The sequence below is a fragment of the Paenibacillus donghaensis genome (genome assembly GCF_002192415.1).
In the GTDB taxonomy this organism is placed as follows: domain Bacteria; phylum Bacillota; class Bacilli; order Paenibacillales; family Paenibacillaceae; genus Paenibacillus_AQ; species Paenibacillus_AQ donghaensis.
In genome coordinates this window covers 7,708,162-7,720,217 of the sequence record NZ_CP021780.1, presented here as the reverse complement: position 1 = coordinate 7,720,217, position 12,056 = coordinate 7,708,162, and the positions used below count along the sequence as shown (strand labels likewise).

The window sequence follows — 12,056 nt, the reverse complement described above, 5'->3', positions numbered from 1 at the left end:
GTTCCTCCTGACGAAAGCTTTTATTTAGAAAACTATAGCTAAATCTTGCTGCTCTTGGCAATCACGAATGGCCGTCTGCTGTCTCCCATCAGGATGCGGTCCTTGCTTAAGTGCACATCTTTGTCCATAATGACATTCTCAATGACCGCATTCTCTTCAATCACACATTTCTGCATAATGATCGAGTTGGTGATCCTGGCACCCTTGCGCACCTGCACGCCCCGGAAAATAATGCTGTTCTCCACCGTTCCGGCGATGATGCAGCCGTTGGCCAGCAGCGAGTTGCTTACACTGGCGCTCTCCAGGTAACGGGTGGGAGCTTCATATTTGATCTTCGTCTGCACCGGATTCTCCTTGAACAGGCCGAAGTAGTTGTCAGGCTGAAGCAGCTCCAGACTGTTCTTGTAGTAGCTCTCCAACGAGTTGATTACCGAATGATAGCCGGTGTACTCATAAGCGGAGATCTTGAACTTATGTCGGTTCTTCAGAATCACATCACGGAAGAAATAGCTCTCGCCATGAGCGATGCAGTATTCCACCTGCTCCAGAAACAGCTTCTTCTCCATCACAAAAATATCCAGATACACATTGTGGTGATCTTTTTCCTGATGGATATTGGTGACCTTGCGGTCTTCATCGACATCGACACGCATGCACACCTCATGCTCAGGCTGAAGCTGGTCAATCTTCTTATACACCAGGGTGACATCCGCTCCCTGCTCCAGGTGGTGTGTATAGAGATCCTGAAGGTCAACGCTGTTCAGATGCTGACTGCCGGAGAAGACGATATATTTGGCGGCTGCCCGTTTGAAAAAGTCCAAATTGTTATGATAATGCTGCAGGTCCCCCAGAGAGGTATCCGTCGGATCGTTCCAGTCCGGAGGAAGGATAAACAGCCCGCCATGCTTGCGGTTCATATCCCATGATTTGCCGTCGCCGAGATGGTCCATCAGGGAACGGTATTTGCGGCGGACGAACAGGCCCACGCTCTCCAGCTCAGCACGCATCATGTTGGACAGAACGAAATCGATCAGACGGTAACGGCTGCCAAAAGGCACGGCTGCCCCGCAGCGGAAATAAGTAAGTTCATTAAGCTTGTCGAGTTCATGATCCAGGTTGATAACACCCATAAGTTGCTTCATTGATTTCACCGTCCTCTTGGATTATAGGGTTTTGGCTGTCACGGTTTTGCGCTTCTTGCTCTTCTTGTCGATCAGCAGGATCTCATCCTTATTCTCCCGATCGATGCCAATTTCCATATAATCGTCGATGACTGTATTCTCACTGATGATCGCTTTATGAATTCTGACGTTCTTGCCGATCTTGACCTTGGGCATAATGACCGAGTCTGTAATCACGCTGCCTTCTCCCACTTCCACGCCGTAAAAGAGTACCGAATGGCTGACTTCTCCATGCACAATGCAGCCTTCGTTGATAATGCAGCCTGATACCTTGGCTCCGGGAGCCACATATTGGGCCGGCTGGTTCGGGTTGCGGGTGAAGATGCGCCACTGCGGATCATTCAGATTCAGCGGAGGGTTGTCGCTCAGCAGATCCATATTGGCTTCCCACAGGCTGTCTACCGTACCCACGTCTCTCCAGTAGCCTTCAAAAGGATAGGCATACAGGGACTGCTGGTCTTCCAGCATCAGCGGAATAATATCCTTGCCGAAGTCATGTGACGAATCGCCGTTCTCCCCGTCTTCGAGCAGATGCTTGCGGAGCACCTCCCATTTGAAAATATACACCCCCATAGAAGCAAGTGTGCTCTTGGGCTTGGCAGGCTTCTCCTCAAACTCGTAGATCCGCAGGTCATCCTCCGTATTCAGGATCCCGAACCGGCTGGCTTCCTCCAGCGGAACGTCGATTACGGAAATCGTGCAGTCTGCATCTCTTTCCTTATGATATTGAAGCATCGCATTATAGTCCATTTTGTAAATATGATCCCCGGAAAGAATCAATACATGCTCTGGGTCAAACTGGTCGACAAATTTCAGATTCCGGTAGATCGCATCGGCCGTTCCCCTGTACCAGTTGCTTCCGTTCTCCCGCTCATGCGGCGGCAATACGAATACTCCGCCATTCTTGCGGTTCAAGTCCCAATCACTGCCTACACCAATGTAAGAATGCAGCACAAGCGGCTCATATTGCGTCAGCACGCCCACTGTATCAATACCTGAATTGGAGCAGTTACTTAAGGGAAAATCAATGATACGGTAAGTTCCCCCAAAATAAACTGCGGGCTTGGCAAGCGATTTGGTTAATCCCTTCAACCTCTTCCCTTGGCCTCCCGCCAATAGCATGGCTACCATCTCTTTTTTCTTCATGGAAGAGCCTCCTTGACTTATAGGTAATTAAATGATTTGGAACAACAAATCAGGTTGAATTGAAGCCTAAGAAGTGAGCTGGCAGGAACTTGATAAGGTAAACAAGCGGGGAATACATACAGAATCAGGATTGGCCTTCCGGGTATAGAATCAGGCCCTGATACCGGGATATTATCCTTATTGTAAAGTGTTCGATGGCCGCCGTCAAAACCCTTTATCGGCAAATCAAGATTCCAAAGACCGATTTACTTAGGCTCCTGATTCACCACATTAACATTCCTTATTATAGGATTAACCAATATCATTACCTATGAAAGAAATTTATCAAGCGATCGGCAAAATAACGGGCTTGACTGTTCAGCAAACGTTCAATTTTATGTGTAATAATACAGTGAAGGACTGAGCTACACGGACGTCCTTGTAACAACTATAGAACGCTTATATACATTATTTACTGGGGGGCACTGCCATGAAAGCTGCACTGGGTGTACGCTTGCTGCTTGTCGATGACGAGCCTAATATACTGCAATTTCTGGAGCTTGGATTAATTCATGAAGGCTTTGAGGTCAGAACGGCACCCGACGGGTTGAGTGCGATTGAGGTTGCGGCCGAATTCAAGCCGCATGTGGCTATTCTCGATGTGATGATGCCGGGGATGGACGGCTTCGAGCTATGCCATTATCTCCGCGCAGAGGAGACCGAGCTGGCTGTCATTATGCTTACAGCCAAGGATGAGGTAGACGACCGGGTCAAGGGGCTGTCGATCGGGGCTGACGATTATATGGTCAAGCCCTTCAGCTTCGACGAGTTGCTGGCCCGGATTCAGGCGCGTCTGCGCAACCAATTCCCGGGTCTGCTCGGGGAGGTGCGCTGCGGTCCGTTCCGGATCGACAGCCGGCGTAAGGAGTTTCGCCACAGGGACGAGGTGCTGGAGCTGTCACCCACGGAATATGAGCTGCTGCAATATCTTGTGATCAATCACGGACTGGTGCTGAGCAAGCCAATGATTCTTGATAAGGTCTGGGGGTATGACTTCGGCGGCGAGGAGAATATCGTCGAGGTCTATATCCGCTCGCTCCGTGAGAAGCTGGGCGATAAAGAGCACCGCATTATCCGCACGCTGCGGGGGGCCGGCTACCGGGTGGATTTGGAATGAGCGGCCGGCCTCCTGCATGGCTGCGCCGTCTGCTGGCGCCACGCTCGCTGCGCAAGCAGCTGCTGGCCATTTCGCTGCTCATTTTGTCCGCACTGCTGCTCTTGATCGGTGTGCTGCAATATGTGCTGATGCGGGATTTCACCTATACGAACCGGGCCGAATCCATGGAAACCCAGATCCGGTCGGTGCCGCGCGAATTCTATTATGATCTCTTTAATAATCATTACGGGCGGAGTCCAATGACACCGGGCGACCTCCCGCCGGGGGCTGAGCGGCGGCCGCTCCTGCTGGATGCCCATACCACGATTGCCATCTACAGCTCGGACGGCGTCTTCAAGGATTTTCAGGAGGACACCTTCTCCGAGGATACGGCTCCGCGGCTGACGGATGAAGAATATAGTCTGCTCCTGCAGCAGAACACCGAGCGGACGGACGGTGACTACAGACTCATCACTGCGGCCGACGGGAGCGAGCACCTGGCTGTATTCATGAATCTGGGGCGTCCTGGCAACGAGCGGCTGCTGCTGCAGATGAGTGTGCGGACGGGACCGCTGACCGATGTGATCATGCAGCAGCTGCTAATCTTCGCCGGCCTGTCTGTGGTTGCCCTGCTGGCCGGATTCTTCCTCTATCTTCCGGCCTTGCGCAAGACCCTTGTGCCGCTCTCCAATATGGGCGAGGCTGCACAGAGCATTGATTCAGGCAATCTGAATATCCGCTTCCCGGTGGAGCAGGGACAGAGCGAAATCGATCAGTTGGCCCATTCCTTCAATGGCATGCTGGAACGGCTGGAGATCTCCTTCAACAACGAGCGTGAGGCCAAGGAGCAGATGCGCCGCTTCGCGGCGGATGCCTCCCATGAGCTGCGCACTCCGCTGACTTCCATCCACGGCTTTCTGGAGGTGCTGCTGCGGGGTGCAGCGGAGAACAAGGAGCAGCTGTATAATTCACTGCGCAGCATGCAGGGCGAGTCGAAGCGGATCAACAAGCTGGTTGAGGACCTGCTGCTGTTGGCCCGCATGGACGGTGCCCCTGTACTGCAGCTGTCGGCCCTTCATCTCGGAGAGGTCCTCTCCGAGATGAAGCCGCAGCTGCTGGTGCTGGCCGGCGAGCGCCAGGTCAGCTTCGATATCTCTTATGGCATCCGCGGCAGGTATGACCCGAACAAGCTGAAGCAAGTGGTGCTCAACCTGTTTCACAATGCTGTACAGCATACAGATACACTCAAAGGCACCATCCATGTCTCCCTGCATGCCCGAGGCGGCGAGGCTGTGCTTACAGTCCGGGACAACGGCTCTGGGATTGCCGCTGGGCATCTGCCCTACATCTTCGACCGCTTCTATCGCAGCGATTCCTCCCGAACGCGCAAATACGGCGGCTCCGGCCTGGGGCTGTCCATTACCCAATCCATCGTGGAGGCGCATGGCGGAGCGATCAGCGTCAGCAGTAAGCCTGGCGAAGGCAGCAGCTTCAGAGTCACCCTTCCCTGCCTGGAAGGATTAGCTAAACCGGCACCCTAAACGGTATAATCAACTGGTGAGGCTTATGCTTACGTAGTGAGTTTTGCTGCGAGGTGATTCTGGGGAGCTATGCTCCGCAAAACTTTGAGGAGGTTCAACATGTACGAAATCGCCGTTATTGGAGCCGGCCCTGCCGGTGCAAGCGCAGCCCTGTTCGCCGCCAAGGCAGGCAAACAGACGCTGCTGGTAGACAGTGACAAAGGTATGACCCGCAGAGGCAGGTATGAAAACTACTATGGCATTGCCGAAATTAGCGGACCCGAGCTAGTGGACATAGGCCATCAGCAGGCGGTCAAATTCGGCGCTGAGCTTGTAAAGGATCAGGCCGTTAAGCTGTCCAAGTCCGAAGAAGGTTTCGTGATCGAAACCGAAGGTGGCACCTCATATGAAGCGAAACATATCATCCTTGCCACCGGTGTACTGACCGACCTCGCCGCTGCAGCAGGTGTACAGACGCAGGACGGAACCGAGCCGCGCATCAAAACAGTAATCACAGTCAATGCACAGGGACAAACGAACGTGCCTGGAATCTGGGCCGCAGGCACCGTAGCTGGAGTTAGCGTGCATGCGGTCATCACAGCCGGTGATGGAGCCAAGGTGGCGGTTAATGTCATCAGCGAGCTGAATGGTGCCCGTTATGTCGACCATGATGTCCTGAAATCTTAAATCTAATTCATTTCCTGCTGGTGGAGCGGGTTCCCGTTTCTGCCTTACATAGCAAAGAGGTTAGCCGATTCAAAATGGCTAACCTCTTTGCTATGTTTGTACATTACTTTGGCAAGAAACGACTCCATTCCGCCGTGCACCTATCGTTTCCTGTTCATTCGCCTCCCGCCCTCACCACGCCCCACGTTACGGACTCCACAGCCGCTGTTCTGCCTACATGCCCACTAATCATGATCTTGCGGACTCAGCTGCCCTTATTAGTGGTTTTAGAGTGTTATTATGCTGCATTTGGCCTCTTTAAGAGCTATACGGTCCGTTAAACGCACCAAATGGCTAATTTTCAGCAAACAGGGGCTATGGGGTCCGCAGGATCGGAGTTTAGAACGGGCAGCATAGGTTGGGAGCCGCACATGAAGGCGTAGAAGAGTAGAGCCTCAGGCTGGAGGGCGCGCACCATAACTATGCGTTCAGCTCCGCCTCAGCTTACGGGTAATCTGCGGCGCGCCTTGCAGCTTCAACCTATTCATCTCACCCGCAGCGCAGCATCCGCTTCAAGCCCTGCAGCCAGCTTCTGCAAATAAGGAAGCAGCTGCGGGCGCAGCTCGCTGCGCATCAGCCCCATCTCCAGCGTAGCCTGGATATACCCAAACTTGTCGCCAATGTCGTACCGCTTGCCGACCAATTCCAGTGCCAGCAGTCCCTCGCTGCGGCAGATCGCGTGCAGCGCATCGGTCAGCTGGTATTCCCCGCCTGCTCCGCGCGGCAGATCGGCCAGCACGGCGAATATGGAGGGCTACAGAATATAGCGTCCCATAATGGCATAATCGGAAGGCGCATCCTGCGGGGCAGGCTTTTCCACCAGCCCGGTGACTTGATGCACTCCGTCAGCAGCACCACTCGATGCAATGATGCCGTATTTGCCAGTTTCTTCGCGCGGCACCTGCTGCACGCCTACAATCGTCTGCTCGTCCTGCTCAAACAGGTGAATCATCTGAGAGAGCGCAGGAGTGTCCGAGACCATAATGTCGTCACCAAGCAGCACAGCAAACGGTTCGCCGCCGATAAATTGCTCAGCGCATAGGATAGCATGCCCGAGGCCGAGCGGTTCTTTTTGGCGGATATAATGGATCGTTGCCAGCTCGCTGATCGCCTGCACCTCGCGCAGCAGATCCAGCTTGCCCTTCTCCAGCAGCGTCTGCTCCAGCTCCACCGATTTGTCAAAATGATCCTCGATCGACTTTTTGTTACGGCCCGTCACGATGATAATGCTCTCAATACCCGACCTCACCGCTTCCTCCACAATGTACTGGATGGCAGGCTTGTCTACAATCGGCAGCATCTCCTTCGGCTGCGCTTTGGTAGCGGGCAGGAAACGTGTGCCCAGACCGGCTGCGGGAATCACCGCTTTGCGGATCTTCATCCTAAGAACACTTCCCTTCCTAAGCTTATTTATTCAGCTGTGCCACGCGTGGCTCACGCGCATTCTGCTGCTGTTTGCCTTCATAGAATTCCTGCACGATATACAACGGCCGCCCTTTGGTCTCATCGTAAATCCGGCCGACATACTCTCCTAAGATGCCCAGCATAATCAATACGAACCCGTTGAAGGTCAGTGTAATGCCAATCATCGACGCCCAGCCTTTGACTACAGAATCGGTAAATGTCACCTGGTACAGCACATACATCAGGTACAGGAAGCCGGAAACAGACAAGAGTGCCCCAAGATAGCCTGCCAGCTTCAGCGGTTTATAAGAGAAGGAGGTGATCCCGTCCAGGGAGAGCTTGATCATCCGTTTGAGCGGATATTTGGTCTCTCCGGCCAGACGTTCATCGCGTTCGTATTCAATGGCTTTTTGGCGAAAGCCCACCCAACTGACGAGTCCGCGTACGAAACGGTTCTTCTCCGGCAGTCGTTTCAGCTCTTCCACGACCTTGCGGTCCATCAGGCGGAAATCGCCGGTGTCCACAGGAATGGAGATGTCGGTGGAATAACGGAGGATACGGTAAAAGAGGCTGGCCGTCCATTTTTTGAACAGCGATTCTCCGCGCCGTTTGATCCGTTTGGCATAAACGACGTGATAGCCGTTTTTCCATTCCGCGATCATGTCCAGAATCAGCTCCGGCGGGTCCTGCAGGTCAGCGTCAATAACCACGACTGCCTCGCCCAGCGCATAATCCATTCCGGCGGTAATCGCAATCTGATGCCCGAAATTCCGCGACAGGTCAATCAGCTTCACACTCTCATCCCAATAGCTGTATTCCTCGATCATCTGCGCGCAATTGTCGCTGCTCCCGTCATTGACGAACAGCAGCTCATACACCTCTCCCGTCTGGCCCATCACTTGCTTCATTCTGCGGTACGTTTCCTGAATAACGGCCTCTTCGTTGTACATCGGTATAATGACGGAATAGCGCACTTGGGTACTCATGGCAGCTCCTCCTTGGTTTCTGGTTAACGAAACGGGCGGCATCACCGGCACACGCGTTTCGGATAAAATAGGATAAATTAGTTCAAAGTCACTTCATACAAGGTTCCCGTGCTGCCTGCGGCATCACTTCCCTGCCATTCGGCAGCCGGCACCTCGGTACCATTCTCGGTAATCCACGTAGTCAGCTCCGAGTTGCCGCCACGGCCGCGTCCAGGCCCGCTTCGCCTGTGCCCGCTGCACCCTGGCCCGCTGCACCCTGGCCCGCTTCGCCTGTGCCGCCCTGGCCCGCAGCGGCTTCATCCGCGCCGCCGCGGCCAACGGCCGCCTGCCCGGCTCCGCCCGGGCCGCCGCCAAACCCGCCGCCCGCGCTGTCCGGGCCAGCCGCCGGCGTCATGCTGTTCGAGCCGTACATAATGGGCGTTGCCGCCCAGTACACCGGCCCGATCAGCAGCACGAGCAGCCCTGCAAGTCCAGCCGCATAGAGGAAGCGCTGCGGCTTAAATTTCAGCAGGGCCAGCAGCAAGGCCGCAAGAACCCCTGCGGCCAGCACCGCAATCGACCAGCCGCCGCCAATCGTGTCGTCGTAAGGATGGATAATGTACCACTGGAAGATGGCCGTAACCAGAGTGGCTGCCGGGAGCAGCCAGGAGAGCCAGCCGGAGGATTCCCGGTACAGCTGCCACAGCTTCGCCCAGCCTGCACCGGCCAGCGCCGCCACCGGCGGCGCCATCATCACCAGATAATATTGGTGGAAGAATCCGGCGATGCTGAAGAAGCCCATAATCGGAATCAGCCAAGCCAGCCAGAAAATAACTTCCTTATGCTGGCGGGTAAAGTTCTTGCGCCGCAGATTGGCGAACAGCCCAATGCAGCCGAAGAGTACAAAAGGCAAGAGCCAGCTGGCCTGTCCTGACAGCTCCTGCTGGAACAGACGCAGCGGACCTGCGGTGCCGGTGTTGAACATTCCTCCACCACCACCGCCGCCTCCGAAGCCGCCGTTCATCCCGCCACGGCTGCCTTGGCCATCCTGGCCGCCGCCTTCTCCGCCGAACTGGCCGCCCGAGCGGTCCGTCCCGGAAGGCGCCTGTCCCTGCCCGCCGCCATCCGCTGCACCTGCGGCGGCATCGCCGCCGCCTTGGCCCGGAGCTGTGCCGCCGCCATCATCACCCTGGCTGGTGCCTCCCGCCGCTTCTCCGTCCGTACCGTTCATCACCGGCAGCTCGCCATTCATGAGAGGCAGCTCGCCGTTGCCGTTCATACCCTGCGGCATGCCTCCGCCTCCTCCGCCTGCGCCAGTACTCCGGTCTCCGGTCAGCCGTGAGACACCGTTGTACCCGAAGGCGAGATTCAGCACTGAGTTGGTGCCGCTGCTGCCCATAAACGGCCTGTTGCTGGCCGGAATGGAATCGACCACCACCGCCCAGGATAGCGATACGACCAGCAGCACAGCCGTAGACGCTGCCAGCACCCCGGTTTTGCGCTTCCAGCTGACTCTGGCAGCCAGCACATAGAAGAGATAGAAGGCCGGCAGCACCATATAGGCCTGCAGCATCTTCTCATTGAAGCCCACTCCGATTAGCGCAAATGCGGCAAGCACGCTGCCGATCCGGCCTGTCCGGGTTCCCTTGAAGAGGAACCATGCCCCCAGCAGCAGGGTGAACACCAGCATGGCATCAATATTGTTCGTGCGGCTGACCGCCGCTGCTACCGGAGTAACGGCCATGGCCAGCGCAGCCAGCCGGGCGGCAGTTCTGCCGAAGGATGGCTTCACCAGCAGGTAGACCAGCAACACCGAACCTACGCCCGCCAGCACCTGCGGCAGTATGACACTCCAGCCGTGCAGCCCGAAGATCCAGGCGCTCATTGTCTGAATCCAGAAGGTGACCGGCGGCTTGTCAACCGTTACCGATCCCGCCGAATCCAGCGAGGCGAAGAAGAAATTGTGGAAGCTCTGCAGCATGCTACCTACAGCCGTCGTGTAGTAGGTATTGGCATACTGATCATTCCAGATCCCGTAGCCGTAAAGGTAAGCAGCAAGCAGCAGAATCAGCCATAATACAAGATCCGAACCCATTTTTCTAATCCAATTCACGTTATCCACTCCCGTCTGTCTATGCAGAGCTATAATTCCGGCAGTACCCAGCCCCCCGGTTTGATCTTCTGTAGCTGTAGTATGGCATCCGTACCTTAAGTCACACTGAACGCCCGCTGAATGTTTGCTGAACGCCAAAGAAGCGGATGCCATCCCTAAGGGGACGACATCCGCTTCTGCGTAGAGTTCGTAGAAAAGCCCGTCAAGCGGGGCTCTACTGTATGTACAACCAGACTTGCTTCTAACGAATACCCGCGTTAATGGCGGGTCTGCTTCTTATCCTCTGCCTGCAGGCGTTTGCGGATGATCCGAACCAGCTGCTCCTTCTCCGAAACCGGAACCCCTTCGTTCAGCCTGGCCGCTGCCACCGGTACGATCCAGCGCTCCAGCTCGGATAATGAATATCCCGAGAGCCGGAGATATTCTTTGGTATAAGCACCGCAAAGACCCAGCCGGATAAACTTTAGAACCCATCTCATGAAAAGCGAGGAGCCGGGCGGCGGCGTCCCCACACTGCACAGGAGCCATGAACGGGCGGCATCAGCCGCAGGCTCCCCGGCAATCCCGTTCATCCAGTCAATAACCCATAGCTGTCCGTCCAGCAGCACATTGTCCGGGTGAAAATCGCCATGGCAGAGCCGCCGTCCTTCAGGCAGCTGATCCAGCCCGGCCAGAATCCGTGTCTTCTCTTCTGTTCCCAGCATCGGGGCCGCGGTAATGTTCCAGCGCAGATGCTCCTTCTGCCGGCCAATATCCTCCCCCGCTTCCACAGCATGAAGCTCGCAGTGAAGTCCGGCCAGCTGCCTGCCGTACTGGCGCGCCTTCCAGGGAGCCTTGCCGATCAGCTTCAGCAGCGAGGGACCATGAATCTGCTGGTAGACAATCCCCCGTTGTTCCCCGGTGTCAAGCCATTCCAGCGGCTGTGGAGTGGGAACTCCCCGGCTATGTACATATTGGCTAATCTTGTATTCACGTTCCATGTCCTGTACCGGAACATCATTCCGGTACAGCTTGAGAATCGTCGTTCCTTCATGCTGCCAGATCTCCGCCGTCCGGCCTTGACCGATCAACGTGCTGCCCTCGGGCCGCTTAGCCGCTTCTAGGACCATGTCAACTGCTCCTCTACAATAATTTACATTACGCTATCTGCAGCTTCCCTAGCTCCCCTGCAGCGCATCCCGCAAGAAGCTGTGATAGAAATTAACAATAACCAGCAGCACCGCCAGCGATTCGCTGACCGCGCCTACTTCCAGTGAATGATTGGCATCATCGATCCGATAGACCTGCAGCCCCGGCACACCGCCGATTTCAGCGGCATGCTGCTCACTGAACAAGGGATCGCTGCTGCCGTAAATCACTGTACCCCGGCTCTGCCGGATCAGCGGAATGGCCTCCGGCAGCGGAGTCAGATACAGGAAGGATGACAGCTGTTGAAGGCCGAGCTCCTGGGCAACTCTGCCGGCAATGAGGGTACCCATACTTTTGCCGATCATCAGCGTCTTCTCATATTCCGGCAAGGAGGCAATGGCCGCCTTGCATTCCTCGACTACGATCTCCATCTCTTCGCGGCGGAAATCCGCCCGCGCACTCTGATACCCGTACTCCAGCAGTAGTAGGTCGCATTCATGCTCACGTGCCGCCTTGGCTGCGTATTCCAGCAGCGGACGTTCGGCGGAGTAATTTTTGCCGGGAAATATAATGGCCAATGCCTTGGCTCCTTCTTGCTTGATATGCTTATGGATCACTTCTCTACCCCAATGAGAGGGCATCAAAATATGGCTGACGCTCATACTGCATTCCTCTCCCTTGTGCCATAAATAGATTCACATTCTTCATTATAGCGCTCTATTGGACCCTTTTTCCAGC

The 12,056-nt window shown here is 55.4% G+C and carries 9 protein-coding genes and 1 pseudogene; 3 read left to right on the top strand and 7 right to left on the bottom strand.

Annotated features, from left to right (window positions below; translation table 11 throughout):
* Positions 1–38: 38 nt before the first annotated feature.
* Positions 39–1,142: a glucose-1-phosphate adenylyltransferase subunit GlgD gene (gene glgD, locus B9T62_RS35050; protein WP_087919478.1), complete on the bottom strand. Its 1,104-nt coding sequence runs from the start codon at positions 1,140–1,142 to the stop codon at positions 39–41.
* 21 nt (positions 1,143–1,163) lie between these two features.
* Positions 1,164–2,327 (bottom strand): glucose-1-phosphate adenylyltransferase, encoded by a 1,164-nt coding sequence (locus B9T62_RS35045; protein ID WP_087919477.1) that lies wholly within the window; start codon positions 2,325–2,327, stop codon positions 1,164–1,166.
* Positions 2,328–2,796: 469 nt separating this feature from the next.
* On the opposite strand from B9T62_RS35045, the gene B9T62_RS35040 reads away from it, so the two are divergent.
* The 3 genes from B9T62_RS35040 to B9T62_RS35030 all read left to right on the top strand — a co-directional run bounded on the left by B9T62_RS35040 (position 2,797) and on the right by B9T62_RS35030 (position 5,669).
* Positions 2,797–3,483 (top strand): response regulator transcription factor, encoded by a 687-nt coding sequence (locus B9T62_RS35040; protein WP_087919476.1) that lies wholly within the window; start codon positions 2,797–2,799, stop codon positions 3,481–3,483.
* Positions 3,480–5,003, top strand: a complete 1,524-nt coding sequence (locus B9T62_RS35035) for a sensor histidine kinase (RefSeq protein ID WP_087919475.1) — start codon at positions 3,480–3,482, stop codon at positions 5,001–5,003. Before B9T62_RS35040 ends, B9T62_RS35035 begins: the two co-directional genes overlap by 4 nt.
* A 69-nt stretch (positions 5,004–5,072) precedes the next feature.
* The gene (locus tag B9T62_RS35030; RefSeq protein WP_425436625.1) at positions 5,073–5,669 is read left to right on the top strand and encodes an FAD-dependent oxidoreductase; all 597 of its coding nucleotides are present in this window, start codon (positions 5,073–5,075) and stop codon (positions 5,667–5,669) included.
* A 523-nt stretch (positions 5,670–6,192) separates the two neighbouring features.
* Here the strand turns inward: B9T62_RS35030 and galU are convergent.
* The 5 genes and pseudogenes from galU to B9T62_RS35005 form a co-directional block, all read right to left on the bottom strand.
* Positions 6,193–7,089, bottom strand: a pseudogene (galU, locus tag B9T62_RS35025) (UTP--glucose-1-phosphate uridylyltransferase GalU).
* A gap of 25 nt (positions 7,090–7,114) precedes the next feature.
* The gene (locus B9T62_RS35020; protein WP_087919473.1) at positions 7,115–8,098 is read right to left on the bottom strand and encodes a glycosyltransferase family 2 protein; all 984 of its coding nucleotides are present in this window, start codon (positions 8,096–8,098) and stop codon (positions 7,115–7,117) included.
* A gap of 181 nt (positions 8,099–8,279) precedes the next feature.
* Entirely contained in the window at positions 8,280–10,172 is a 1,893-nt protein-coding gene (locus B9T62_RS35015; RefSeq protein WP_087919472.1) for a glycosyltransferase family 39 protein, read from the bottom strand.
* A 275-nt stretch (positions 10,173–10,447) separates the two neighbouring features.
* Complete coding sequence (locus B9T62_RS35010; RefSeq protein WP_087919471.1) at positions 10,448–11,299, bottom strand: phosphotransferase family protein; 852 nt, start codon at positions 11,297–11,299, stop codon at positions 10,448–10,450.
* 48 nt (positions 11,300–11,347) lie between these two features.
* Entirely contained in the window at positions 11,348–11,980 is a 633-nt protein-coding gene (locus tag B9T62_RS35005; RefSeq protein WP_087919470.1) for an alpha/beta family hydrolase, read from the bottom strand.
* Between the last annotated feature and the right edge of the window lie 76 nt (positions 11,981–12,056).

Coding starts and splice junctions, on each gene's coding strand:
- B9T62_RS35010 (WP_087919471.1), bottom strand. CDS start 11,299: ATGGTCCTAGAAGCGGCTAAGCGGCCCGAGGGCAGCACGTTGATCGGT.
- B9T62_RS35045 (WP_087919477.1), bottom strand. CDS start 2,327: ATGAAGAAAAAAGAGATGGTAGCCATGCTATTGGCGGGAGGCCAAGGG.
- B9T62_RS35015 (WP_087919472.1), bottom strand. CDS start 10,172: ATGGGTTCGGATCTTGTATTATGGCTGATTCTGCTGCTTGCTGCTTAC.
- B9T62_RS35030 (WP_425436625.1), top strand. CDS start 5,073: ATGCTCCGCAAAACTTTGAGGAGGTTCAACATGTACGAAATCGCCGTT.
- glgD (WP_087919478.1), bottom strand. CDS start 1,142: ATGAAGCAACTTATGGGTGTTATCAACCTGGATCATGAACTCGACAAG.
- B9T62_RS35040 (WP_087919476.1), top strand. CDS start 2,797: ATGAAAGCTGCACTGGGTGTACGCTTGCTGCTTGTCGATGACGAGCCT.
- B9T62_RS35020 (WP_087919473.1), bottom strand. CDS start 8,098: ATGAGTACCCAAGTGCGCTATTCCGTCATTATACCGATGTACAACGAA.
- B9T62_RS35005 (WP_087919470.1), bottom strand. CDS start 11,980: ATGAGCGTCAGCCATATTTTGATGCCCTCTCATTGGGGTAGAGAAGTG.
- B9T62_RS35035 (WP_087919475.1), top strand. CDS start 3,480: ATGAGCGGCCGGCCTCCTGCATGGCTGCGCCGTCTGCTGGCGCCACGC.